Source organism: Promicromonospora sp. NPDC110617 (genome assembly GCF_055598465.1).
Genome location: NZ_JBVKBM010000003.1, coordinates 60592 through 83817 on the forward strand (window position 1 = coordinate 60592; position 23226 = coordinate 83817).

At 72.6% G+C, this 23226-nt stretch carries 22 protein-coding genes; 9 read left to right on the top strand and 13 right to left on the bottom strand.

From position 1 onward, the window contains the following. Positions 1-650 precede the first annotated feature (650 nt). The gene (locus tag ACZ7LE_RS17955; protein WP_470404618.1) at positions 651-1676 is read left to right on the top strand and encodes a DUF4037 domain-containing protein; all 1026 of its coding nucleotides are present in this window, start codon (positions 651-653) and stop codon (positions 1674-1676) included. Positions 1677-1704: 28 nt separating this feature from the next. On the opposite strand, the gene ACZ7LE_RS17960 is transcribed toward ACZ7LE_RS17955, so the two are convergent. Continuing rightward, complete coding sequence (locus ACZ7LE_RS17960; protein WP_470404619.1) at positions 1705-2373, bottom strand: M15 family metallopeptidase; 669 nt, start codon at positions 2371-2373, stop codon at positions 1705-1707. 88 nt (positions 2374-2461) lie between these two features. Between ACZ7LE_RS17960 and ACZ7LE_RS17965 the strand changes: the two genes are divergently transcribed. Further along, positions 2462-3127, top strand: a complete 666-nt coding sequence (locus ACZ7LE_RS17965; protein ID WP_470404620.1) for a response regulator transcription factor — start codon at positions 2462-2464, stop codon at positions 3125-3127. Continuing rightward, a complete protein-coding gene (locus tag ACZ7LE_RS17970; protein ID WP_470404621.1) occupies positions 3124-4254 on the top strand; it encodes a sensor histidine kinase in 1131 nt (376 codons plus the stop codon). The genes ACZ7LE_RS17965 and ACZ7LE_RS17970 overlap by 4 nt, the downstream gene beginning before the upstream one ends. 57 nt (positions 4255-4311) lie before the next feature. Here the strand turns inward: ACZ7LE_RS17970 and ACZ7LE_RS17975 are convergent, their stop codons facing one another. Both ACZ7LE_RS17975 and ACZ7LE_RS17980 read right to left on the bottom strand, forming a co-directional pair. After that, entirely contained in the window at positions 4312-5016 is a 705-nt protein-coding gene (locus ACZ7LE_RS17975; RefSeq protein ID WP_470404622.1) for an SDR family oxidoreductase, read from the bottom strand. Further along, the gene (locus ACZ7LE_RS17980) at positions 5016-6323 is read right to left on the bottom strand and encodes an MFS transporter (protein ID WP_470404623.1); all 1308 of its coding nucleotides are present in this window, start codon (positions 6321-6323) and stop codon (positions 5016-5018) included. Before ACZ7LE_RS17980 ends, ACZ7LE_RS17975 begins: the two co-directional genes overlap by 1 nt. A 77-nt stretch (positions 6324-6400) precedes the next feature. On the opposite strand from ACZ7LE_RS17980, the gene ACZ7LE_RS17985 reads away from it, so the two are divergent. Continuing rightward, positions 6401-6871, top strand: a complete 471-nt coding sequence (locus ACZ7LE_RS17985) for a winged helix-turn-helix transcriptional regulator (RefSeq protein ID WP_470404624.1) — start codon at positions 6401-6403, stop codon at positions 6869-6871. A 19-nt stretch (positions 6872-6890) separates the two neighbouring features. On the opposite strand, the gene ACZ7LE_RS17990 is transcribed toward ACZ7LE_RS17985, so the two are convergent. The 8 genes from ACZ7LE_RS17990 to ACZ7LE_RS18025 all read right to left on the bottom strand — a co-directional run bounded on the left by ACZ7LE_RS17990 (position 6891) and on the right by ACZ7LE_RS18025 (position 16969). Beyond that, positions 6891-8660, bottom strand: coding sequence for an ABC transporter ATP-binding protein (locus ACZ7LE_RS17990; RefSeq protein WP_470404625.1), 1770 nt, complete (start codon positions 8658-8660; stop codon positions 6891-6893). A 110-nt stretch (positions 8661-8770) separates the two neighbouring features. Beyond that, positions 8771-11092, bottom strand: a complete 2322-nt coding sequence (locus tag ACZ7LE_RS17995) for a PQQ-dependent sugar dehydrogenase (RefSeq protein ID WP_470404626.1) — start codon at positions 11090-11092, stop codon at positions 8771-8773. A 74-nt stretch (positions 11093-11166) separates the two neighbouring features. Beyond that, complete coding sequence (locus ACZ7LE_RS18000; protein ID WP_470404627.1) at positions 11167-12180, bottom strand: ThuA domain-containing protein; 1014 nt, start codon at positions 12178-12180, stop codon at positions 11167-11169. Between the two features lie 107 nt (positions 12181-12287). After that, positions 12288-13082, bottom strand: a complete 795-nt coding sequence (locus tag ACZ7LE_RS18005) for an ABC transporter ATP-binding protein (RefSeq protein ID WP_470404628.1) — start codon at positions 13080-13082, stop codon at positions 12288-12290. After that, a complete protein-coding gene (locus ACZ7LE_RS18010; protein ID WP_470404629.1) occupies positions 13072-13812 on the bottom strand; it encodes an ABC transporter ATP-binding protein in 741 nt (246 codons plus the stop codon). The genes ACZ7LE_RS18005 and ACZ7LE_RS18010 overlap by 11 nt, the downstream gene beginning before the upstream one ends. Continuing rightward, positions 13809-14816, bottom strand: a complete 1008-nt coding sequence (locus ACZ7LE_RS18015; protein WP_470404630.1) for a branched-chain amino acid ABC transporter permease — start codon at positions 14814-14816, stop codon at positions 13809-13811. Before ACZ7LE_RS18015 ends, ACZ7LE_RS18010 begins: the two co-directional genes overlap by 4 nt. Before the next feature lie 34 nt (positions 14817-14850). Next, a complete protein-coding gene (locus ACZ7LE_RS18020; RefSeq protein WP_357484885.1) occupies positions 14851-15735 on the bottom strand; it encodes a branched-chain amino acid ABC transporter permease in 885 nt (294 codons plus the stop codon). 4 nt (positions 15736-15739) lie between these two features. Continuing rightward, the gene (locus ACZ7LE_RS18025) at positions 15740-16969 is read right to left on the bottom strand and encodes an amino acid ABC transporter substrate-binding protein (protein ID WP_470404631.1); all 1230 of its coding nucleotides are present in this window, start codon (positions 16967-16969) and stop codon (positions 15740-15742) included. A gap of 141 nt (positions 16970-17110) precedes the next feature. Between ACZ7LE_RS18025 and ACZ7LE_RS18030 the strand changes: the two genes are divergently transcribed. The 3 genes from ACZ7LE_RS18030 to ACZ7LE_RS18040 all read left to right on the top strand — a co-directional run bounded on the left by ACZ7LE_RS18030 (position 17111) and on the right by ACZ7LE_RS18040 (position 19139). Next, positions 17111-18145, top strand: a complete 1035-nt coding sequence (locus ACZ7LE_RS18030) for a LacI family DNA-binding transcriptional regulator (protein WP_470404632.1) — start codon at positions 17111-17113, stop codon at positions 18143-18145. 129 nt (positions 18146-18274) lie between these two features. Next, positions 18275-18637 (top strand): ArsR/SmtB family transcription factor, encoded by a 363-nt coding sequence (locus ACZ7LE_RS18035; RefSeq protein ID WP_470404633.1) that lies wholly within the window; start codon positions 18275-18277, stop codon positions 18635-18637. A gap of 1 nt (position 18638) precedes the next feature. Then, positions 18639-19139: an SRPBCC family protein gene (locus tag ACZ7LE_RS18040; RefSeq protein WP_470404634.1), complete on the top strand. Its 501-nt coding sequence runs from the start codon at positions 18639-18641 to the stop codon at positions 19137-19139. Positions 19140-19281: 142 nt separating this feature from the next. On the opposite strand, the gene ACZ7LE_RS18045 is transcribed toward ACZ7LE_RS18040, so the two are convergent. Beyond that, positions 19282-19809, bottom strand: coding sequence for a VOC family protein (locus tag ACZ7LE_RS18045; protein ID WP_470404635.1), 528 nt, complete (start codon positions 19807-19809; stop codon positions 19282-19284). A 266-nt stretch (positions 19810-20075) separates the two neighbouring features. On the opposite strand from ACZ7LE_RS18045, the gene ACZ7LE_RS18050 reads away from it, so the two are divergent. Together ACZ7LE_RS18050 and ACZ7LE_RS18055 are read left to right on the top strand one after the other, a co-directional pair. Continuing rightward, complete coding sequence (locus ACZ7LE_RS18050; protein WP_470404636.1) at positions 20076-21485, top strand: MFS transporter; 1410 nt, start codon at positions 20076-20078, stop codon at positions 21483-21485. A 204-nt stretch (positions 21486-21689) separates the two neighbouring features. Then, complete coding sequence (locus ACZ7LE_RS18055; protein WP_470404637.1) at positions 21690-22961, top strand: ATP-grasp domain-containing protein; 1272 nt, start codon at positions 21690-21692, stop codon at positions 22959-22961. Positions 22962-23056: 95 nt separating this feature from the next. Here ACZ7LE_RS18055 and rpmF read toward each other — a convergent pair whose 3' ends face one another. Next, on the bottom strand, positions 23057-23224 hold the full coding sequence (gene rpmF, locus ACZ7LE_RS18060) for a 50S ribosomal protein L32 (protein ID WP_470404638.1): 168 nt from the start codon (positions 23222-23224) through the stop codon (positions 23057-23059). Positions 23225-23226 lie beyond the last annotated feature (2 nt).

A 23226-nucleotide genomic window follows, 5' to 3' on the forward strand; every position in this document is an offset into this window, starting at 1 on the left:
CGGCGGCCGGCGGCCGGCGTGTGGCGCACGGCCAACGGCGGATGGCGGACAGCGGACGGCGCGCCGTCCCTGCTCCGGTGCGGCCCGCTGACAACCGGTGGTGCGGCGCTGGTCGTGCGGTGCTGGTCGTGCCGCGGTGGGGTGGTGATGCGAACGCGGACGGTGGGTGTCGGCTGGGCTGAATTCCGTGCGTCCTGTGCTGACTCGATCAATCCGAGATGAACTATCTCGCTCAGCCGAATTAGTCGGGGCACAACCATACGTGTTCTGCATTGTCGAAATATTCGGTTGTGCCGGATTTTCCGATATATAGCTTTACCTGGTAGCCGCTCACGTGATTGTTCGGCTGAGCGATATCTTCTGGGATGCTGCCGCACCGGGTTCACGTCGGCCGAATAGTTTGCCCGAGCCGGAATTCCGAAAGCGTGGTTCGCCGTGGGTGGACTGTTCGGGTGAGCCAGATCGTGCGAGGCAGAGCCGAACGCAGTTCATGCCTGCCGACACCCCTCGTACGAGTGGTGTGTGCCCCGGAGCCGGGACCACGCTTTCCACCGCGGCCGCTCCAGGGGGCGGCCCAGGCGCAACGGGCGGGAACAGGGGCGGGCGGGATTCACCTGGACCCGCCCCGTCGCGGCTCCTAGGTTGACCGCATGTCCGGAACCGAGCTCGCCCGCGCGTACTGGGCCGACGTCGTCCGCCCGATCCTGGACCGGAAGCTACCGGAGGTGCCGCGTGCGGCCGCCCGGCTCGGCTCCGGCTCGGACGTGCTGGAACTGGACGACGACACCTCCCGCGACCACGACTGGGGGCTGCGACTGACCCTGCTGGTCCCCGCCCAGCGGGTCCGTGAGGTCGACGAGGTCCTCACGGCGGCCCTCCCGGCGTCGTACCGCGACCTGCCCACGGCGTTCCCGGTCACCTGGGACCCGACCGTGCGGCACCGGGTCGAGGTGGCCGCGCCCGTCGACTTCGTCCGGTCGCGCACGGGGCTCGACCTCGGTGGCGACCTCGGCGTCACCGACTGGCTGTCGCTGACCGGGCAGGCCGTGCTGGAGGTGGCGGCCGGGCCGGTGTTCGAGGACACGCCGGGGGAGCTCACCGCGCTGCGCGAGCGGCTCGCCTGGTACCCGCACGACGTCTGGCTGCACGTGCTGGCCGCCGAGTGGACACGCGTCGAGCAGGAACTGCCGTTCGTCGGCCGCACCGGCCAGCGCGGCGACGACCTCGGCTCCCGGCTCCTCGCCGCACGCCTGGTCACCGCGCTGGTCCGGCTCGGGTTCCTCCTGGAGCGGCACTGGCCGCCATACCCCAAGTGGGCGGGCACGCTCTTCGGGCGGCTGCCCGTGGCGGCGTCGGCCGGCGGAGAGCTGGCGCGGACGCTCGCGGCCGGGACCTGGCAGGAGCGCGACGCCGCCCTGCGCGCGGCGTGCGAGGCGCTGCACGCGCGGCAGCGTGCCGTGGGCCTGCCCGCGCTGGACGGTCCGGTCTGCCACGACTTCTACGACCGGCCGTTCACGGGCCTGCGTGACGTGGCGGCCATGCTGCGCGCCGCCGTCGCCGACCCGGAGGTGCGGGCGCTGCCGCACCGGGGCGGCGTCGAGCAGTGGGTGGACGACGTCGGGACGCTCACCGACCCGGGTGCGCGGGGGCGGCTGGCCCAGGCCGCGCGGGCCTGAGCGGGCGCGGTCCCGCGCGCGGACGGACTCAGCCGCCCGCGTTCTCCAGCAGCGCGGGACACGTGCCGCCGGGTCCGGTCAGCAGCTCGAAGTGCCAGATCTCGTTGGAGTACACCTGGCACAGCCCGTACTCGGTGCCGTGCTGGATGAGCCAGTAGGCGCCCTCGGTCGGGCCGATGTCGATGGCCTTGCCGCTCACGTGCTCGGACAGCTCGGGCGTGCTGACCCGCTCGCGGGCGGCCTCCAGGCTCCCGTACTCGGCGACGGCGTCGTCGAGCAGCCGCTGCTGGTACGCGGGGCTGCGCCAGCCGCTCGTGACCCAGAAGTCGATGCCGTCGTCCGCGGCGTCCGCAGCGGCCTCGCGGACGGCGGCGGCAAGATCGGCGTCGAGGTTGGTGATCGCCGGGAGGTCGTCGTCGAGGGTCGCCGCGCCGTCGGGGATGTCACCGCCGGCCACGCCGGTCGACCCGGCGTCGCCCGCCGAACCCGGCCTCCGGTCGAGCACCTGGTCGACGGCCTGCACGACCGGCGCGTCGCCGCGGTCGAGCAGGGGATAGACGCCGAACACGGCGGTGAGCACCACGGCGGCGACCACGAGGGTGAACGCCATCGGGTGGCGGGTGCGCCGCGGTCGGGGGACGTGCCGGGGCGGGCCGCCGACGCGTGCCGGCGGGTGGGCCAGTTCGTATCGAGTCATGTGCCCAGCCCACCGGGACCGACGTTGCCGGGGCGTCTTCGCTTTTGGATACGCCCCGGATATGTGCCCGCAGGTAGCGTGTGCTGACATGCGCGTCTTGGTGGTGGAGGACGAGCCCTACCTCGCCGAGGCGATCCGGGACGGGCTCCGGCTGGAGGCGATCGCCGCCGACGTCGCGAACGACGGCGCGGCCGCGCTCGACCTGGTGGCCGCCAACCCCTACGACGCCGTCGTGCTCGACCGCGACGTCCCTGTGATGCACGGGGACGAGGTGGCCCGCCGGGTCGTCGCCGAGCATCCCGCGGTCCGGATCATCATGCTGACCGCGGCCGGCGAGCTGACCGACAAGGTGAGCGGCTTCGAGCTCGGCGCCGACGACTACCTGACCAAGCCCTTCGCGATGCGCGAGCTCGTGCTGCGGCTGCGCGCGCTGGCCCGCCGGCCGGAGGCGACGACCCCGCCCGTGCTCGAGCTCGGGCCGCTGCGGCTGGACCCCTACCGCCGCGAGGTATACCGCGACGGCCGGTACATCGCGCTCACCCGCAAGCAGTTCGCCGTGGTGCAGGTGCTGATGGACGCCGGCGGCGGTGTCGTCAGCGCCGAGGAGCTGCTCGAACGCGCCTGGGACGAGAACGCCGACCCGTTCACCAACGCCGTCCGCATCACCATCTCGACGCTGCGCAAACGACTGGGCGACCCCTGGCTGATCCACACGGTGCCCGGCGTCGGGTACCGGTTCGGGGAACACCCGTGACGGTGCCGCCGACCGGCCTGCGCCGCCGCCGCGCCGGGCTGTCGGTGCGCCTGCGGCTCACGCTGAGCTACGCGGGGTTCCTCGTGCTGGCGGGCACGGCCCTGTTCACCGCGCTCCTGCTCGTGCTGCGGTACGTGCCCGACGAGAACCTCACCGTCCAGGACGGTGGGGGCTTCGCGCCCAGCCGCTCGGACCTCCTCGACGTCGCGATCCCGCTGTCGGGAGCGGCGATCGGCTTCCTCGCGCTCGTCGGCCTCGTCGGCGGCTGGATCCTGGCGGGCCGCATGCTCCGGCCGCTGGACCGGATCAGCGAGGCCGCGGCGCTCGCCGCGGACGGCGCCCTCGACCACCGGATCGCCCTGGAGGGGCCCGACGACGAGCTGCGCCGGCTCGCCGACACCTTCGACCTGATGCTCGCCCGGCTGGAGCGCTCCTTCGAGGAGCAGCGCCGGTTCACCGCCAATGCGTCCCACGAGCTGCGCACGCCCAACACCGTGGTCAAGGCGCTGCTGGAGGTGGCGCAGGCGGATCCGGCCGGCCGGGACGTGGACCGCCTGCTGAGCCGGCTGCACGAGACCAACGAGCGCTCGATCGTGATGGTCGAGTCCCTGCTGCAGCTCGCCCGGCTCGATCACGAGAGCCTCCGGGCCGAGCCCGTCGACCTGGCCGACGTCGTCCGCGAGGCCGTCCTGGAGTCGCCGGAGCTGGGCGCGTCCGCCCCGGCCGGAGGCGCCCCGCCGGAGCTGGTCCTGACGCTTGACGAGGTAGCGGTCCACGGCAACCGGGTGCTGCTCGGTCAGCTCGCCGCCAACCTGCTCGGCAACGCCGTGCGGCACAACCTCCCCGCGGGCGGTGAGGTCCGGGTCGGCACGCGGATCGACGACCGTCGTCGTCCGACGCTGGTGGTGGAGAACACGGGGGCGCCGCTCGATCCGGCCGTCGTCGCGACGCTGGCCGAGCCCTTCGTCCGCGCCGACGCCCGGACGCGCCGCCCGGACCGCGCCGCCGGCAGCGGGCTCGGGCTGTCGATCGTCGCGTCGATCGCCCGGGCGCACGGTGCGGAGCTGGCGCTCGGCGCGCGCCCGGGCGGCGGCCTGATCGCGACGGTCACCTTCCCTCCCGCGTGAGCCCTCGTGTCAGACGTACAGGTCACCCGAGTGACCTGTACGTCTGACACGACGGGTTCACGCGGTCTGGAGCTGCGGGTAGAGGTCGCTCAGCGGGCCGGAGAGGGCCGCCTTGACGCGGCGGCTGGTGTCGTCGGCCAGCACCTCGGGCTCGCCTGCCTCCAGCCCGTCGAGGATCGCCGCCACGATGTCGCGCGGGTCCTCCTTCGGCACGTCGAGCCGCTCGGTCATGGGGGTGTCCGTGTAGCCGAGGTGCGCGCCGAGCACCTGCGTGCCCTGGTCCAGCAGCTCCACGCGCAGCGCGTTGCTGTACGACCAGAACGCCGCCTTGGTCGCCGAGTACGTGCCCATGGCGAACCAGCTCAGCGCCGAGTGCATGTTGATGATGGCGCCGCCGCCGTTGCGCGCCAGCACCGGGGCGAACGCCTGCGTGACGCCGAGCTGGGCGAACACGTTGGTCTCGAACACGGCGCGGACGTCGTCGAGCGACGCGGTCAGAACCTTTCGGCCGGCGTCGGAGATCCCGGCGTTGTTGACCAGGACCGTGGTGTCCCCGGCCAGCTCTGCGGCGGCCGCGACCGACCCGGGGTCGTTGATGTCCAGGGGCAGCGGCACCACCCGGGGATCGGTCCACTCCCGCGGCGTGCGGGCGCTGGCGTAGACCTTGGCGGCGCCCCGCAGGAGTGCCTCGGCGACGAACGCGCGGCCGAGGCCGCCGTTCGCGCCGGTGATCAGGACCACGGCGTTCTTCAGATCAGTCATCACGAGCTCGCTTTCATGAGGTGGTGCGGTGCGGTGTCTTCGGGAACGGTGTCGACGGGAACGGTGTCGACGGGAACGGTGTCGACGGGAACGGTGTCGGCGGGTGCGGCTTCGGCGGGGGTGGGCGCCGCCTTGGGCGCGACAGCCCGGGTGCGGACGGTGAGCACGGCGGCCAGCGCGAACGCGATGACGGCGGCGCTGCCCACGACCAGAGCGGTCTGCAGCCCGTGCCCGGTGGCCAGGCGGCCGACGGCGACGGCCGTGCCCGCCTGCACGAGGTAGGCGACCAGGTAGGCCGACGACGTCGTCGCGGCGCGGTGCTCGGCCGGGGCGCTGCGGGTGACCAGGGTGACGCCGCCCGAGAACAGGAGGCTGTAGCCGGCGCCGCCGATCAGGGAGTACAGGACCAGTGCGGTCATCGAGTGGCTGGCGCCCGCGACGAGCATCAGGCTCTGCGCGGCCAGCGCGGCCACGGCGCCGAGGCGCAAGGCCGTCGCGGCTCGCAGCCGCCCGGCGAGCAGGGCGACCACGCCGATGGCGGCGGCAGAGATCGCCAGGACCACACCGTTGACGAAGGCGTCGTCGGACCGCACGGTGTCCCGCGCGAACTGGGCGCCGATCCCGAGGAAGATCGCGCCGAGCGCGTAGGCGGCGCTGACTCCGAGCGCACCCGCCACGAACGGCAACCGGTGCCGCGGCACGGCCAGCGGCCGGGGGCGCCAGCGGTGCACGGCGGCGCGCAGCCGGCGCGGCAGGAACCAGGCGGCCGCCACGGCGACGACGACGCCGGCGAGCAGCACCCCGTAACCCGCGTGCAGCGGGCTGGGGCTGAACTGCACGGTCGCGCCGCCCACGAGCAGCGCGGTGATGAGCCCCACGGCGGACGCCGCGGCGGTGGTCGCGCCGGTGCGGTCGCGAGCGTCGTCGGACCCGGAGGCCGCGATGACGCTCGTGGCCGGACCGAGGCTGAGCCCCACCCCGACGCCCATGAGCGCGCGGCCCACGAGCAGCAGCGCCAGGTTCGGCGCGAGCAGGAAGGTGAGGGCACCGAGTCCCAGGAAGCCGAGGCCCGCGAGGATCGCGCCCCGGTTGCCCACGGTCTCCGCGAGGCCGCCGAGCAGGAGGAGCGTCGCGATCAGGGCCACGGGGTAGGCGGCGAACACGGTGGTGGTGACCGCCGTCGTGAGGTGCCACTCGGCCGCGTAGACGGGGTAGATCAGCGTCGGCGCCGCCGACGCCCAGAGCGCGAGGGCCACGGCGGCGGCCGCCGCCCAGCGGCTCCCACGTGCCGCCCAGGTGAAAGTCATCGGAGGGGGTCCAATCTGAGTTGGGATTCACAACTTAGCATCTGGATTGGAAAAGACAACTCAGATAGGATGTGGGCATGAGCACAACGCCCCGCGAACGCAACGCCCGCTGCTCCGTGGCCCGGAGCCTGGAGGTCCTGGGGGAGAAGTGGACCCTGCTCGTGGTCCGCGAGGCCTTCTTCGGCTACACGCGGTTCGCCGACTTCCGCGCACGCCTCGGCATCGCGCCCGACGTGCTCACGGCCCGCCTGGAGACCCTGGTGGAGGGCGGCGTGCTGGAGCGTCGGCCGTACCGCGACGCGGGTCAGCGGCAGCGCGACGAGTACGTGCTCACCGAGGCGGGGGCGGAGCTCAAGACCGTCCTGGCGGCGTTCGTGGCGTGGGGGGACGAGCACCGGCCCTCGGGCTTCGGGCCGTCGATCGTGTACGTCGAGGAGGCCACGGAACAGCCCGTGCGGGTCGCCTTCCTGACCGAGGACGGTCGGGAGCTCGCACCCGACGCCGTCGCGGTGGTGCCGGGCCCGGGCTCGCTGACGACGGCGGCCTGACCGTCGCCGCTGCGCCGGGTCAGCCCGCCTGGGTCTCGTGGAGGGTCGCGTAGCGGCCGCCGTGGGCGACCAGGTGGTCGTGCGTGCCCTGCTCGACGATCCGCCCGTGCTCCAGCACCACGATGCGGTCGGCCTGCCTGATCGTCGAGAGCCGGTGGGCGACGACCAGCGTCGTCCGCCCGTGCATGAGGCGGCCCAGCGCCTCCTTGACCAGGGTCTCCGACTCGGTGTCCAGCGCGCTGGTGGCCTCGTCGAGCAGCAGGATGCGCGGGTCGCGCACGAGCGCGCGGGCGATCGCGATGCGCTGCCGCTGCCCGCCGGACAGCCGCGCCCCGCGCTCGCCGACCACGGTGTCCCAGCCGTCGGGCTGCGCCTCGACGAACTCCAGCGCGTTGGCGTCCCGCAGCGCGGCGCGCACGACGTCGTCCGAGGCGTCCGGGAGGCCGTAGGTGACGTTGTCGCGGATGGTGCCCTCGAAGAGCACCGACTCCTGCGGCACCACGGAGACGTGGCGGCGCACCGTGCGCAGGTCCAGCTCCTGGGCGTCGACGCCGTCCACGAGCACACGGCCCGACGTCGGCCGGACGAACCCCAGCACCAGGTTGAGCAGCGTGGACTTGCCCGAGCCGGACGAGCCCACGAACGCGACCGTCTGGCCGGCGGGGACCGTGAGGGTCACGTCGTCCAGGGCGTCGTCGTCGGCGCCGGGGTAGCGGTGGTGCACGTGGTCGAGCGTGAGCCCGCCGCTCACGGCGTCCACGGCGCGGCGGCCCTCGTTCTCCTCCAGGTCGGGCTCCTCCAGCACCTCGGCGATGGAGCGCACCGACTCCATGCCGCGCGCCGTGACCGGCAGCAGCATGAGGAGCTGGGTGAGTCCCTGCGTGAGCAGCGTGAAGTAGCTGGAGAGCAGCACCACCTCGCCGGCCGTGACCGGCAGGAACCCGGTGAGCGAGAAGATCGCGGCGAGCGCGAGGCACGTGACGCCGAGCAGCTGCATGGTCACCCAGGACAGCGACGCGACGCGGCCGTTGAGCATGTCGAGGTGCAGGCCGGCGCGGCGGACGCCGTCGGCTCCCGCCGCCAGGCGCGTGACCGCCGTCTGCTCCAGGCCGTGGGCCCGGGTGATCGGGATGAGCGAGGCCATCTCGCCCACGCGCGAGGCGAAGCCCTCGACCTCCCGGCGGAACCGCTCGTTGCGGTCCCGCGAGCGCCGGGCCGTGAACCAGCGCAGCCCGAGCGCGAGCGGCACGGCCAGCAGGTAGACGGGCAGGAACTGCGGCACCTTGAGCGCCGTCATCGTCACGGCGCCCACCAGCACCATGAGCGAGGAGAGCAGGGGATGGGTGACCTGCTGGAGCATCGTCTCGATGTTCTCGACGTCGCGCACCACCTTGGACTGCACCACGGACGAGCTGGCGCGCGAGTGGTACCCGATCGACAGGCTCTGCAGGCGGGCGGCGAGCGCGTTGCGCAGGCCGGCGCCGGTGTCGCGTACCACCGTCATGAAGCTGCGCGTGTAGACCAGGTGGTTGGGGAAGTTCTGCAGGAGCAGGACGGCGGCCACCGCGAACCAGACCAGCACGTCGCGCACCTCGCCGCCGGTGGCCACGATGTCGATGACGGCCGCCGTGACCACCGGCAGGAACCACATCGGGATCTCCTTGACGGTGAACGCCGTGACGGCCACGGTCATGCGGCCGGGACGCCGGGCGAGCAGCCGCAGGATCGACCGTGCGGGCCGCGAGCTGTCGATGCGGATCGGGGCGGTAAGCGCTTTCTCGGCAGCCATGCCGCACATGCTATCCACCCCCGCCCCACGAAGCGCTGAGTGCTGGCTATTTGCGGGTTTCCAGTCCGGAAACCCGCAAATGGCCAGCACTCAGCGATGTCGGGGAGGGGTCAGCGGGTCATGAGGCGGTACTGCTGCGCCACCTCCTGCGGCGTGATGGCGCGGTCCAGGAGCTGGATCGTGTCCATGCGGCAGTTGCAGGGGTTCCGCTCCTGCGTGTCCTGCGGGAAGCTGCCGCCGATCTTGATGCCCCGCGGCGTCGTGGCCGACGTGCCGGTGCCGTCCACCTGCCACGGGTCGCCGTCCACCACGTAGAAGCCCGGCACCCGCTCGCCGTCGCGGAACAGGGCCATCTTCCCTTCTGTGTAGTCGAACGTGGCGGCCAGGTGCACCCACTCGTCCTGCGGCAGCAGGGTGCGCCAGTCCTCGCTCGCGGCGAAGGTCTGCGACGCCCCGCCGTCGACCCGCCGGCCCAGCGCGACCAGCCGCAGCTCGCCGTCCACCTGGATGATCTCCAGCAGGGCGCGCACGCCGTGCCCGTCGGAGTCACCGCTGAGCAGGCCCGCCAGGCCCACGGCGTTGTAGTAGTCGTCCGGGTTCGCGGTGGTGGTGTTCGGGCTCGGGTTCTCGCCGGTCATCTTGACCCAGCCCATCACCGTCACGCCGTCCACCCCGTTGAACGCCGACAGGGTGGGCACCCCGTTCGCGTTGTAGACGCCCGCCTTCCAGTCGTCGTTGCCCGCCGTCAAGGGGTTGATCTGGCCGAGCTGGATCGAGTTGTTGCTGCCCGGGTAGGCGCCGTCCGCCACCCGCATGTCCTCCCCGCCGTTGATCAGGTTGAGGTAGGTGCGCGACAGGCCGCGGTCGATCTCCACGGCGCCGTCCTGCTGGAACGGGTGCTCGAAGTCGTAGAAGCTGACCGAGTTCTGCTCCAGCGACCGCGGCACGTCCTGCGGCACGGGCGCGTGCACGGTGTCCACGATCTTCCAGATCTTGCCGTTCGCCTTGGCCACCAGGTACAGGTCGCCCGACGCGTCCCGGCCCATGCGCAGGTCGGCCCGCTCGTCGCCCGTGAAGTCTGGCATCCGCTTGCGGGTGCCGTCGGTGTCGTAGAGCGCGAGCTCGTACATCTGCGCCTCGGGACGCCCGCGCCGCATCTGCGACTCCTTGGCGTAGAACACGCGTCCCTCGACCAGGTCGGTGAACAGGTACTTGCCGTTCAGCGCGGGCAGGTCGCGCCCGCGGTAGACGAACCCGCCGCTGATCGCATATCCGCTGTCCGCCGTGCACGACCAGCCGGGCGGCGGGTCGTGGTCGTACGCCACCACGGGATACGTGAAGCCGAGCTCGTCGTCGTTCTCCGGCAGCGGGTACAGGTTGCACCGGTCGGACGCGTCGAAGACGTACTTCCCCTCCCGGTCGCCCCAGCCGAAGTTGTCCCCGGCGCGCACGTCGTACACGGCCTCGATCGCATGCTCCCCGATGTGGCCCAGGAACATGCGGCCGGTCCTCGTGTCCCAGCTGAACCGGTGCGGGTCGCGCATGCCGATCGCGTAGATCTCGCCCAGCGTGCCCGGGGTGTCCACGAACGGGTTCGACGCCGGGATGCCGTACGTGCCGCCCGGCCCGTTGGTCCCCGCGGGGTCGATGCGCAGAATCTTGCCCGCGGGTGTGCCCCGGTCCTGCGGCACGCCCGTGCCGACGCCGATGCCGCCGTCGCCCACCGCGAGGTACAGCAGGCCGTAGTCCTCGTCGCCGGGTTCGGCGGTGGGGTTGAAGTCGATCTGCTGGATGGCGTGCACCTGCCCCGCGAAGCCCAGGCGCATCACCTCCCGGCTCGTCCCGGCGAACACGTCGGCGTCCGGGTCGTCCGCGACCCACTCCGTGACCACCGCGTGCAGGAACGTCGGCGTCTGCGCCGGGTAGGTCGTGGGGTCGGACGGCGGCCCGGCGTTGCCGGGGCGCTCGCTGTGCACCGTGTAGAACGTGCCGTTGTGCTCGAAGTCCGGGTGGAACGCCGCGAACCCGAACCCGCTGCCCATGCCCCGCCCGGAGAAGAACTCCGGCGCGAACCGCGCGGCCACGTCCAGGTACACCCGCGGCTCGCCGTCCTCCACGAGGTACAGCGGGCCGTTCAGGTCCGGGACGTACGTGCGGCCCGACCCGTCCGGCAGCTCACCGATGCCGTTGATGCGCGCGTGCCGCATCAGGCGCCGGTCGACGGGCGCCGGGATCGGCTCCGTCTTCGGGAACTGCGCGTACTCCTCGAGCACGAGGCCGATCGTCGACTGCTTCTCCTCGGGGGCCGGGTCCTCGATCGGGTCGCCGACCGGGGCGGCCGCGGCGAGCGTCGCCGTCGTCAGCCCGGCCAGCGCGGCAGCGGTGACCGCCACCGCGGCCACCGCCGACCGCCATCTCTGTCTGGTGCGCATGGTGCCTCCTGAATGTCGTCGTCGTCATTGCGGAGTGCTGTGTCGCTGGTCGAGTCTGTCGAGACCTCCCGGACCTACCGGCAGAAGGGCCGCTCGCCGGCCGCGCTGAGGATGCCGCCCACCACGTGGGTCTTGAACGAGTCGGCGCCGGGCAGCGTCGAGTCCGCGGTCCAGGCGGCCGGGTCGTGGCCGAGCGAGGTGACCCACGCGCGACCGCCGTCGTAGTACTGGCACCAGGAGACGGGGTGCTCGCCCGCGTGCCCGGGGTGCCCGTTGAAGCCGGTGCCGGAGCCGATCGTGGCGGTGTCCACCTCGGCGAGGAACCGCACGCCCGTGGGGAACGGTTCGAGGTTGTACCACTCGTCGCGGAAGTCCCACCGGCGCGGCAGGTCCTTCGTGGACGCGTCGCGCCGGTCGACGGTGAGCACCTGTCCGTCGCGGTGCGGCCCGTGGTCGTAGAAGTTGGCGCCGCCGAGCAGCCCCTGGAACCACGGCCAGTGGTACATCGCGCCGAGCGTGTTGTGCACGGCGACGAAGCCGCCGCCCGAGCGAACGTACTGCAGCAGCGCCGTCTGCGACGCGTCGTCGAGCATGGTGCGGGAGTTGCTGAGGAACACCACGGCGTCGTACGGCGCGAGCTTGGCCGGGGCGTCGAGCTGGCGCACGTCCTCGGTCCAGTCCACCTCGAACCCGTACTCCTGTCCCCAGCGGAGCACGGCGTTCTGCGCCACGTGCGCCGAGGTCAGCGGCGGGTTCATCCCCGCGGGCAGCAGCGGCCCCAGGTGGGCGTGCCGCGAGACGCCGGTCGCGGTGAAGACCAGCACGCGCACCCGCCCGTCGGAGGTGCGGGGCAGGTCCCAGTCGTTGTAGCAGGCCGGGTCGGTGCCCCGGCAGACGCCGTAGTCGGCCACCTTGTCCTGGTAGGGATCCTGCCGGCCCGCGGACGACGGCGGCCCGCCGGAAGCGGCCCCGCCCGACGTGGCCGGCGCGAGGTGCAGGCCGGCGAGCAGCGCGGCCAGGATCGCCAGGCCGAGCACGACCTGTCCCGCACCGCCGAGCGATTTTCCGAGCATGGTTCTGAGCGACATGACGGTTCTCCTTTGAACAGCCAGCAGTCAGTGCACGTGTGAGGCCCCCGCTGGTCGAGCTTGTCGAGACCTGGTGCGGTCTCGACAAGCTCGACCGGCGAGAGGTCCTACGAGACCTCCTTCGGGCGGCCGCCCAGGTAGAGCTGGGCCAGGCGGGGGTCCGCGAGGAGGTCCGGGGCGGGGCCGGTGATGTGCACGCGGCCCAGGTCGAGCACGCAGCCGACGTCGGCCGACTCCAGCGCCCGCCGCGCGTTCTGCTCCACGAGCAGCACGGCCGTGCCGGCGTCGCGCATGCGCTGCACCTGCTCGAACACGACCGCCGTCGCCTTGGGGTCCAGCCCCATCGACGGCTCGTCCAGCAGCACCACCTTGGGCCGCACCATGAGCGAGCGGGCGAACTCGACCTGCTTCTGCTGCCCGCCCGACAGTGCGCCCGCCAGGGCGGACCACCGCTCGCCGACCAGCGGGAACAGCTCCGTCACGGCGTCCGTGCGGGCCGCGATCTCCGCGCGGTCGCGCACGGTGTACGCGCCGAGCAGCACGTTCTCGGCCACCGTCATCTCGGGGAACACGCTGTGCCCCTGCGGCACGTGCGACAGCCCGGCGGCCAGGAGCTGCTGCGGCGAGCGCCCGGTGACGTCGACGCCGTCGACCACCACCTGACCGGCGCGCGGTCTGAGCAGGCCGCTGGCCACCTTGAGCACCGTCGACTTGCCGGCGCCGTTGGGGCCCACGAGGCAGACCACGCTGCCGGGCGCCACCGTCACGGACAGTCCGCGCAGCACGAGGGCGGCGCGGCCGTAGCCGGCCTGCACGTCGGTCAGGCGCAGCAGGGGTTCGGCCACGGGGCCGGGCTGGGCGGCCGGTCCGGCCGCCGTCCGGGGTGCGAGCTCAGACGCCAAGGTAGGCCTCCAGGACCTGCGGGTCGTCCTGGACGACGGCGGGGGTGCCCTGCGCGATCGGGCGGCCCCGGTCGAACACCACCACGTGGTCGCTCAGGCCCATGACCAGCTCCATGTTGTGCTCCACGATGATGAAGGTGCGGCCCTCGGCGTTGAGCTCACGCACCAGGTCGGCGATGCGGTCCACGAGCGCGGGGTTCACGCCGCCGGCCGGCTCGTCGAGCATGATCGTGTGCGGGTCGCCCATGAGCACCCCGGCCAGCTCCAGCAGCTTCTGCTGGCCGTAGGAGACGTCGCGGGCCTCGGCGTGCTCCAGGTGGTCGATGCCCACGCGGGCCAGCAGCTCGCGGGCCCGGGCGACGTCGTCCGGGTTGCGCATGCCGCGCAGCCGCTCCAGCAGGCCGTGCGGCTGCACCGCGACCAGCACGTTCTCCAGCACCGTGAGCCGCGGGAAGACCCGGCAGAGCTGGAAGCTGCGGCCGATCCCGGACCGTGCGATCCGGTGCGGGGCGAGCCCGGTCACGTCCCGGCCGGCGTAGGTGACCGTGCCGGCGTCCGGCCTGATCATGCCGGTGACGCAGTTGAAGAACGTGGTCTTGCCGGACCCGTTGGGCCCGATCAGGGCGTTGATCTCGCCGTCGTGGAACGCCACGGAGGCGCCGTCGACGGCGCGGACGCCGCCGAACGACTTGGTCAGGCCCTCGGTGGTCACCGAGCCGGTGGTGCTCATCGTGCTGCCTCCTCGCGCTGCCGGGCCAGCTCCTCGGCGCTCACCTCGCGGATCGACGCCGCGCGGCGCCGCCGGTTCAGGAACGAGGTGATCGCGGGGATGACGCCGTCGGGCATGAACAGGACGACCAGGCCGAGCAGGATGCCCGTGGCGACCAGGTGGAACTGCGTGTCGCCGTACTGCGACTTGAACACCTCGACCGCGTACCCCACGACGACGGCGCCGAGCAGCGGGCCGAACAGGCTGCGCACCCCGCCGAGCAGGGACATCAGCACCATGTAGGTGCCGACCAGGATCGAGAACTGGAAGATCGGGTCGAGGTAGCCGAACCACAGCGCGTACAGTCCGCCGCCCAGCGCGGTGAAGAACGCGCTGGTCACCAGGGCGGTGAGCTTGTACGCGAACGTGGGCACGCCGAGCGCCTGCGCCTTGTCCTCGTCCTCGCGGATGGCCTTGAGGCCCGCGCCGAGCCGGGAGCGTTCGATGGCCCACCAGGTCAGCAGGGCCAGCGCCAGCAGCGCGGCGTGCAGGTAGAAGAACCGTTCGTGCTGCTCGGGCCGCAGCACGTCCGGGCCGAACGGCCGGGGCACGCGCAGCCCGCCCGAGCCGCCGGTGAACGTGTGCCAGCTCTGGAACGTGAGCTGGAGGATGAGCACCAGCGCGATCGACACGATCACGAACGAGGCGCCGCGCACCCGCAGCGACGCGATACCGACCGGGATGGCGACGAGGGCCACGATCAGCGCCCCGACCACGAGCGCGAGCCACGGGTTCAGCCCGGACCGCAGGATCAGCAGCGCGGTGGCATACCCGCCGAGGCCCGAGTAGGCGGCGTGGCCGAGCGAGATGTAGCCGGTGAAGCCGCCCACGAGGTTCCAGGACGTGGCGAGCACGGCGTAGCTCAGGATCACCACGCCGACGGACAGGATGAACGGGTCGGGGGCCAGCGACGGGAACAGGAGCACGACCACCACGAGGGCGAGCAGGGCGGCGATCCGGACCACGCGTGCCGTCGTCGGGCCGGAGGCTCTGGCGGGGCTAGAAGCGTTGGGCAAGGCGACCTCCGAAGAATCCCTGCGGGCGGATCATGAGGGTCACGAACAGGGCCAGGTAGAACACGGTCTGCGCCCAGGTGGTGCCGAGCGGCACCTGCAACAGGCTCGCGGCCACGCCCAGCAGCAGCGCCGCGATCGCGGCCCCGGGGATGCTGCCCAGGCCGCCCACGACGATGATCGCCATGAGCGGCCCGATCCAGTGCCAGTGCAGCGACGGGTAGATCGTGTAGTCCAGGGCCAGCGCGGTTCCGCCGACGGCGGCCGTGGCCAGCCCCAGCCCGAAGCCGAGCCCGGCCACGCGGTCGGTGTCGATGCCGATCAGCCGCGCGGCCTCCGGGTGCTGGGTGGTGGCCCGCAGCGCCCGGCCGAACGACGTCCGGCGCAGGATCAGGTACAGCGCGCCCAGCGACAGCGCGGCCAGTCCGAACGCGATGAGCTTCACGACGGCGATGCTTACGCCCGCCACCTCGATGCTCGTCCCCGAGTAGCCGAGCTGGATGCGGCGCTGCGTGCCGGTCCAGACGAACCCGAGCAGCCCCTCGATCGTCAGCGCGACGGCGAACGTGAGCAGCACCGACATGGTGGTCAGCGTGATGGGCCGCAGCCGGGACACCAGGAACCGCTGCATCCCGTACCCCACCACGAAGAACAGCGGCACCGTGACGACCAGGGACAGGAGCGGGTCGATCCCCGTACGCTCGTGGAAGTACCAGGCGAGGTAGGCGGCCAGGATCAGGAACGCCGAGTGGGCGATCATCACCACGCGCATCACGCCGAAGTACAGGGTCAGGCCGGCGGCCAGGAGGGCGTAGAGCCCGCCCAGGAGGACGCCGAGCACCAGGCTCTGCGCGAACAGGGCACCGGTCATCGGGTCACCACGCGGGCTTCGGGTGGACGAGGTCGGCTTCCTTGACGTCGTCGGGCAGCACGATCTTGATCTCACCGTCCACGTACTGCTGGATCAGGTGCGCGCTCTGCGGCCGGCCCTGGGCGTCCCAGCTCAGCGCGCCGACGACGGTCTCCACCTCGTTCTCGTGGAGCCACCCGACGAGCTGCTCCTGGCACTCCGGGCTCGGGTCGGCGCAGCCCACGGCCTCCACGGCCGCTGCGACGACCTGGCCGGTGGTCCAGGCGTTCGCCTCGTCCTCGGCGGGCGGGGCGTCGTGCTCCGCCGTGTAGAACTCCACGAACTCCTCGTTGGACGGGTAGGGCGCCGTCGGCGTGTAGCCGGTCGGGGCGAGGATGCCCTCGGTCTTGTCGCCGATCGCCGCCGGGAACTCCGCGTTCGTGGGCGCGCCCGAGATCGCCGCCATCTGCGGCTGGTAGTCCTGCTGCTGCAGCGCGACCACGAGGTTCACGCCGTCCTGGTACTGCGACCCCACGATCAGCAGGTCCGCCTCCGTGTCCGCGATCTTCGCCGCGATGCCGCTGAAGTCGGTGGTGTTCGGCGGGTACACCTCGTCGACCACCACCTCGATGCCGGCCTCGGCGAGCTGGTCGCGCAGACCGTAGGCGGTGCCCTGGGCGAACGGGTCGTCCATCGAGGCCACGGCGACGGTCTTCGGCCGCTCGCCCTCGGGCAGGGCCAGGATGTACTCGGCCAGGTGGTCGTAGTGGTCGTCGGCGATGGCCGGCGCCGCGTAGAACAGGTTGTCGAAGCCCTGCTCGAAGACCTCTGCCGCGGCGCCCGCCGGCTCCACGAACAGGAAGCCGTAGTCCTGCGCGACCTGCGCCGCCGGCACCACGAGCCGGGTCGAGAACGGCCCGAAGACCAGGTCCACGCCGTCCTGGTTGATCAGCCGCTCGTAGTCCGAGGCGACGCGGTCCGCGTTCGACTGGTCGTCGACGATGACCAGCTCGACCTGGCGGTCCAGCAGCCCGCCGTTCTCGTTGACGTGCTTGGCCCAGGCCTCGTAGCCGCGCTGCACCCCCTTGCCCGGCTCGGCGAAGTCGCCCGTCAGGGGGAGCGAGACGCCGATGACGATCGGGTCGTCGGGGCCGGCGGCCTCACCACCCTGCTCCGGGCTCGCCAGACAGGCGGACAGCGACAGTGCCGAGGACGCGGCGACTGCCGCTACCGTCAGGCGTCGGGTTGCTCTCATGGTCCACTCCCTTGTGGGTCCACATCATTGTGGGCAAGCGCTTCCGTAACCGCTTACGGCACTCTAGGAACTGGGACGCTGTGTGACAAGGGTGTTGGCACCATCCATAACCGGTCGCTTGACCTGTGGCGAGGAGATTCGATGCGCAAGCACACCGCCGGGCTCCGCCTGGTCGACGTCGCAGAGCACGCCGGTGTGTCCATCGCGACCGCCTCCCGGGCGCTGTCCGGGGCCGCCGGGGTGTCCGAGGCCCTCGCCGAACGGGTGCGCGCGGTCGCGGCCGAGCTGGGCTACGTCGCGAACGTGCACGCCCGGTCCCTGGCGAGCGGCGCCAGCCCGTCCGTCGGGCTCGTGGTGCACGAGATCGGTGACCCGTACTTCGCCGAGATCGCCAGCGGCGTGCTGGAGGTGGCCGGCGCCCACGGCCGCATGGTGCAGATCTGCCACACCGGACGCGACCCGCACGCCGAGGTGGCCCAGCTCCGGGCGCTCGCGGGCGCGGGCGTGGGGATCATCGTCGTGGCCGGTTCCGGACACCTCGACCGGGAGGTCCAGGGGCAGATGAAGGCGCAGGTGCAGGCCTTCGAGGCGTCCGGCGGGCGGGTCGCCGTCATCGGCCGGCACCCCCTGCTCGGCGTCGACGCCGTGGTGCCGGCCAACGTCGCGGGCGGCCGGGCCATCGCCGACCACGTGCTCGCCCTGGGGCACCGGCACATCGCCGTCGCGTCCGGTTCGCGTCGGCTGGCCACCATGGCCGACCGGCTGGCCGGCGTCGAGCAGGCGCTGGGCGCCCACGGCCTGCGGCTCGCGGACCTGCCCGTGGTCGAGGCGGCCTTCACGCTCGACGGCGGCAAGGACGCGGCCGCGCAGATCCTCGACGCCCACCCGGACGTCACGGCGATCCTCGCGCTCAACGACGACATGGCGGTCGGCGTGCTGTCGGTGCTGGGGGAGCGGGGCGTCTCGGTGCCGGACGACGTCTCGGTCACGGGGTTCGACGACGTGACCGTGGCCGGGCACCTCTCGCCCGCGCTGACCACGGTGCACCTGCCGATGAAGGAGATGGGGCGGCAGGCACTGGAGCTCGCCCTCCTGCCGCGGGCGGCACGTGCCCGCCGTCGGACGGCGGAGCAGCGGTTGATGGTCCGGGCGTCGACGGCGCCGGTGCGGAGCTGACGCGGCCCCTCCGGCTGTGTGTGCTTCGCCCACGGCGAGTCACTGGTCAGGAGGCCAGGACGATCCGGCTCGGGGGTGAACTCCTGAACCCCTGGTTGACGCATGCCGATATGGGTATATGTTTGGGCCATGGCACGAGCAGCGACCACGACCGACGCGTTCAACGCGGTGGCCGAGCCTCGCCGTCGCGAGATCCTCGACGCCCTGGCCGGCGGCGAGCTCGCGGTGGGCGACCTCGTCGCGCTGCTTGGGCTCGCCCAGCCGCAGGTGTCCAAGCACCTGCGGGTGCTGCGGGAGGTGGGGCTGGTGGACGTGCGCGACGACGGGCGCCGCCGCCTCTACCGGGTCAACGGGGCGCCGCTGCGCGCCGTCCACGACTGGGTCTCGCAGTACGAGCGGCTCTGGAACGAGCGGTTCGACCTCATGGACGACGTGCTCGACGAGCTCGGGACGCAACCACCGACCGATGCAGGAACCGGACAAGGAGACTGACATGACCACCACGACCAAGGGCAGCGCCGTCCTGGCGCTCCCGACCGACACCGAGATCCTGGTCACCCGGGAGTTCAACGCGCCGCGCCACCAGGTGTGGCGGGTGCTGACCGAGCCCGCGCTGATCCGGCGCTGGTGGGCCGGGCAGCGCGGCACGGTGACCGAGGCGACCGTCGACCTGCGCGTCGGCGGGGCGTGGCGGTACGTGATGACCGCGAACGACGGCTCCGAGGTCGCGTTCCACGGCGAGTACCGCGAGATCGAGGCCCCGGGACGGATGACGCACACGGAGGTGTTCGAGGGGATGCCCGACGGCGACTCCGAGCCCAGCCTGAACCACTACACGCTCACCGAGCACGACGGCCGCACCACCCTGACCGTCCGCACGATCGTCTCCAGCAAGGAGATCCGCGACATGATCGTCGGCTCGGGCATGGAGGGCGGCATGCAGGAGGGCTACGACCTGGTCGAGGAGCTGGCCGTCGAGCTGGCGGCGTCCTGAGGCGTCGGCGGCGGGGAGGCGTACCGCCGTCCGCCACTGTCTCACTCACCTTTGAGGCCCGGGTTTCTTCGCTTTGACGCGCGTCAAAGCGAAGAAACCCGGGCCTCAAAGGTGAGGGGCTTCGCCGGATCCCAGGCGTTCGCTAGCGGACCGGAGCGCTGCTGCGGCCCTGTTCCCGCCCGCTCAGCTCGGCGTCGAGCGTCGCCTGGGCCACACGCATGCCCTCGGCGTAGACCGGGTCCTGCAGCCGCTGCCACATCACGTCCTCCGGGACGTCCTCGACGTGGCTGACCACCCACCATATGTTGCCGAAGGGATCCCGGACCCGTCCGCCGCGCTGGCCGAAGGCGCTGTCGCTCAGCTCGGTGACGACGACGGCGCCCGCCGTCACCGCCCGGCCGAACGCGGCGTCGGCGTCCGGCACGAACACCCGCAGCAGGCTCGGCATGGCGGGCCACTCAGGTCGTCGGTCGAAGGCCAGCACGACGGTGTCGCCGACGCGGATCTCGCCGTGACCGACCTGGCCGTCCTCGGTCACGACGCGCGCGAGCTCCTCGCCGTCGAACGCCCGTGCCACGAAGTCGAGGAATGCGCCGGTGTCGTCGGTGACGACCCAGGGGGCCACCGACGTGTATCCGGCCGGGGCGGCGGTGCTGGTCTGCTCGGGCATGACGGGTCCTCTCGGGGGCTTGTCTCGTTGTTCCCGACGCTAGACGGAGAAGCGGCCGGCTTCTGTCCTGTACCTGGTCCCCGCCGGCGGATCTCGGTTGGCGCGGGCAACTATGTAAGGTGCAGGTATCCCCCTCGTGCCCGGGCGGTCCTCGTGCTGCGAGCACGCCGAGCGTGCCGAGGCCCGCCCGCTCGTCGAAGGGTTGTCTGCCGCGCATGAGATTCCGCTTTCCCCCTGGTGGCCAGGACCGTTCTCGGCTCACGCGGATGCCGCGCCCGGGCCTGGTGATCGCCGTCCTCGCGTTCGCCGGCATGGGGGCGTCGTTCATGCAGACGATCCTGCTGCCGATCCAGGCGGAGCTGCCCGTCCTGCTGGGTGTCTCGCGGGACGTCACCGCCTGGGTGATCACCGTGACGCTCCTGGTGGCGGCGATCTGCACGCCCATCTCGGGGCGGCTCGGCGACATGTACGGCAAGAAGGCGGTCGCGCTCGTGCTGCTCGGCCTGCTGGCCCTGGGCTCCGTGGTCGCGGCGCTGTCGCCGTCGGTGGTGCTCCTGATCGTCGGGCGTGGCCTGCAGGGCATGGGCATGGGCGTGGTCCCGCTCGGCATCTCGATCCTGCGCGACGTGCTGCACCGGGACCGGCTCGGCTCGGGCATCGCGCTGGTCAGCGCGACGCTCGGCGTCGGCGGCGCGCTCGGCCTGCCGATCAGCGCCTTCGTGACCGAGCGCTACGACTGGCACGTGGTGTTCTGGGTGGCGGCCGGGATCGGCCTGCTCGCGCTGGCGCTGGTCGCGTGGATCGTGCCGGTGAGCACGCTGCGCACGGGCGGCCGGCTCGACGTCGTCGGCGTGATCGGCCTCGCCCTCGGCCTGACGGGGGTGCTGCTGGCGGTCTCGCGCGGCAACGACTGGGGCTGGGGGTCACCGCGCACGCTCGGGCTGCTGCTCGGCGGGCTGCTCGTCCTGCTGGTGTGGGGCTGGTACGAGCTGCGCATCCCCGAGCCCCTCGTGGACCTCCGGGTGACGGCGCGCGGCACGGTGCTGTTCACCAACCTGGCCTCGATCGCGATGGGCTTCGCGCTGTTCGCCTCCAACGTCGTGTTCCCGCAGCTCCTGGAGCTGCCGACGGCGGCCGGCGGGCTGGGGCTCAGCCTCATGCACGCGAGCCTGATCCTCATGCCGTCCGGCCTGGTGATGCTCGCCATGTCGCCCGTCGCGGGCCGGCTCGAGCACCGCTTCGGACCCAAGCCGCTGCTCGCGGCGGGGTCGGCCATCATCGCGATCTCGTACGTGATCGCCGTCGTGGTCGATCTCGACGTGTGGCACGTGCTCGTGGTCAACCTCGTGGTGGGCGTCGGCATCGGCCTGGGGTTCGCGGCCATGCCCGCCCTGATCATGCGGGTGGTGCCGTCGCACGAGACGGGCGCCGCCAACGGGCTCAACACGCTCATGCGGTCGCTGGGCACGACGTCGGCGGCGGCCGTCGTCGGCGGGGTTCTCGCCGCGGGCGGCGCCCGGTATCAGGGAGTCCCGGTACCGTCCGGCGACGCGTTCCGCACGGCGCTGCTGCTCGGCCTGCTCGCGTCGGTCGTGTGCACCGTCCTGGCGCTGCTGATCCCACGGCCCAAGCCGCCCGCCGACGAGCACCCCTCGCTCCCGGACGGGGTGCTGTAGGTAACGCCTGGCGTTCCGGGCGGCGGCGCTCCTGACCAGGCTGACGTCCTGGGGACGTCCTGCGCTCCCGGTCCGCGCGCGGCCCGGGTGACGTTTTCCACAGGCGCTGGTCGCCCGGCGAGAACGGTCGCCCGATCCGTGACAGGCTGTGCGCCATGTTGAGAACGACTCTCGTTCGCGCATCCACGCGCGGAGCGTGCTGACGTGGCGAACCTGTTGATGATCGAGAGCTGGCTCCAGTCGACCGGCCTGATGCTCCCGCCCCTGCTGCACGACGCCGGTCACGAGTACGTGCTGATCACCCGCGACCCCGGCCTCTACCGGCTGCCCGACGGCGCGCCCCATCCGGTCCTGGCGCTCGCCGCCGAGGTCGTGGTCGCCGAGACCAACGACGACGCCGCCCTGCTCGCGGCGGCGCGGGACGTCGCGGCGCGCCGGCCGGTCGACGGCGTGCTGACGACCTGCGACTACTACCTGCCCGCCGTCGCCCACGTCGCGGAGGGCCTGGGCCTGCCCGGTGCGCCCGCCGACGTGCTGCGCACCGCGACGCGCAAGCACCTGGTGCGGCACGTGCTGGCGGCCCGGGGAGTGCCCGACGTGCCGTTCGCGGTGGCCGCCACCTGGGACCAGGCGCGCAAGGAGGCCGCGAGCCTCGGCTACCCGCTCGTGGTCAAGCCGGTCGACATGAACTCCGGCACCGCCGTGCGCAAGGTGGTCGACGAGGCCGGGCTCGCCGTCGCCTTCGCCGAGGCGACCGGTCCTGAGCGCAACACCCGGGACCAGCCGCTGGAGCGCCTCGCGCTGCTCGAACGGGTCGTCGACGGCCCGGAGTACAGCGTCGAGTCCGTGACCCGTGGCGGCGTGACGCGGGTGCTGGGCACTACCGCCAAGTCGGTTGCCGAACCCGGCGTCGCGGCGGGGTCGGGCTTCGTCGAGTCGGGGCACCTGTTCCCGGCCCCGCTGACGCCCGGGGAGCGGGAGGCGATCGAGGCGCACGTCGTCGCGGTGCTCGCCGCCGTCGGACTGACGCACGGCATCAGCCACACCGAGGTGCGGCTCACCGCTGCCGGCCCGCGGCTGATCGAGCTCAACCCGCGCCAGGGCGGCGGGTACATCTTCGAGCTGGTCCGTCTCGTGACGGGGTTCAACCCGCTGCGGGTGCTGGTGGACCTGGCGCTCGGTCGCGAGCCGGTGCCCGGACCGTCGGTCGCGACCAGCGCCGCGGTCACGTTCCTGCTCGCCCCGGCCGCCGGCGTCGTGCGGGAAGTCCGAGGCGCGGAGCGCCTGGCGGACGACGACCGCGTGCTCGGCCACGAGACGCCGTCGCCCGGCCGCGAGGTGCGGCCGGGCGACAACAACGAGCGGATCGGGCACGTGCTGGTCGCGGACCCGACCGGGCACGCGGCCAAGGACTGGGCCGACGAGCTCGCGGCCGGCGTGGAGGTCCGGGTCGAGGCGGGCGCGCTCGCCCGCTGACCTGCCTCCCCGCCGTTCGGACGACGAACGCCCCGGCGCTGCTGCGCCGGGGCGTTCGTGCTGCCGCGCTCCACGAGCTCAGCGGGGTGCGGGTCTCAGTCGGGGACGACCAGGCCACGCCGGAGGGCGGGCACGAGCCGCGCGGGGATGCGCACCTGGCGCCCGTCCACGGTCACCGCGACCAGGTCGGGCACGAGGGCCGTCCACTGCGAGCGGCGGGACCGGGTCCGCGACCGGGACATCTTCCGCTTGGGGACCGCCATCG

Bases quoted from the DNA above. Each gene is read 5' to 3' on its own strand.
- ACZ7LE_RS17955 (WP_470404618.1), top strand. From the start codon at position 651: ATGTCCGGAACCGAGCTCGCCCGCGCGTACTGGGCCGACGTCGTCCGC.
- ACZ7LE_RS17960 (WP_470404619.1), bottom strand. From the start codon at position 2,373: ATGACTCGATACGAACTGGCCCACCCGCCGGCACGCGTCGGCGGCCCG.
- ACZ7LE_RS17965 (WP_470404620.1), top strand. From the start codon at position 2,462: ATGCGCGTCTTGGTGGTGGAGGACGAGCCCTACCTCGCCGAGGCGATC.
- ACZ7LE_RS17975 (WP_470404622.1), bottom strand. From the start codon at position 5,016: ATGACTGATCTGAAGAACGCCGTGGTCCTGATCACCGGCGCGAACGGC.
- ACZ7LE_RS17980 (WP_470404623.1), bottom strand. From the start codon at position 6,323: ATGACTTTCACCTGGGCGGCACGTGGGAGCCGCTGGGCGGCGGCCGCC.
- ACZ7LE_RS17985 (WP_470404624.1), top strand. From the start codon at position 6,401: ATGAGCACAACGCCCCGCGAACGCAACGCCCGCTGCTCCGTGGCCCGG.
- ACZ7LE_RS17990 (WP_470404625.1), bottom strand. From the start codon at position 8,660: ATGGCTGCCGAGAAAGCGCTTACCGCCCCGATCCGCATCGACAGCTCG.
- ACZ7LE_RS17995 (WP_470404626.1), bottom strand. From the start codon at position 11,092: ATGCGCACCAGACAGAGATGGCGGTCGGCGGTGGCCGCGGTGGCGGTC.
- ACZ7LE_RS18000 (WP_470404627.1), bottom strand. From the start codon at position 12,180: ATGTCGCTCAGAACCATGCTCGGAAAATCGCTCGGCGGTGCGGGACAG.
- ACZ7LE_RS18010 (WP_470404629.1), bottom strand. From the start codon at position 13,812: ATGAGCACCACCGGCTCGGTGACCACCGAGGGCCTGACCAAGTCGTTC.
- ACZ7LE_RS18020 (WP_357484885.1), bottom strand. From the start codon at position 15,735: ATGACCGGTGCCCTGTTCGCGCAGAGCCTGGTGCTCGGCGTCCTCCTG.
- ACZ7LE_RS18025 (WP_470404631.1), bottom strand. From the start codon at position 16,969: ATGAGAGCAACCCGACGCCTGACGGTAGCGGCAGTCGCCGCGTCCTCG.
- ACZ7LE_RS18030 (WP_470404632.1), top strand. From the start codon at position 17,111: ATGCGCAAGCACACCGCCGGGCTCCGCCTGGTCGACGTCGCAGAGCAC.
- ACZ7LE_RS18035 (WP_470404633.1), top strand. From the start codon at position 18,275: ATGGCACGAGCAGCGACCACGACCGACGCGTTCAACGCGGTGGCCGAG.
- ACZ7LE_RS18040 (WP_470404634.1), top strand. From the start codon at position 18,639: ATGACCACCACGACCAAGGGCAGCGCCGTCCTGGCGCTCCCGACCGAC.
- ACZ7LE_RS18045 (WP_470404635.1), bottom strand. From the start codon at position 19,809: ATGCCCGAGCAGACCAGCACCGCCGCCCCGGCCGGATACACGTCGGTG.
- ACZ7LE_RS18050 (WP_470404636.1), top strand. From the start codon at position 20,076: ATGCCGCGCCCGGGCCTGGTGATCGCCGTCCTCGCGTTCGCCGGCATG.
- rpmF (WP_470404638.1), bottom strand. From the start codon at position 23,224: ATGGCGGTCCCCAAGCGGAAGATGTCCCGGTCGCGGACCCGGTCCCGC.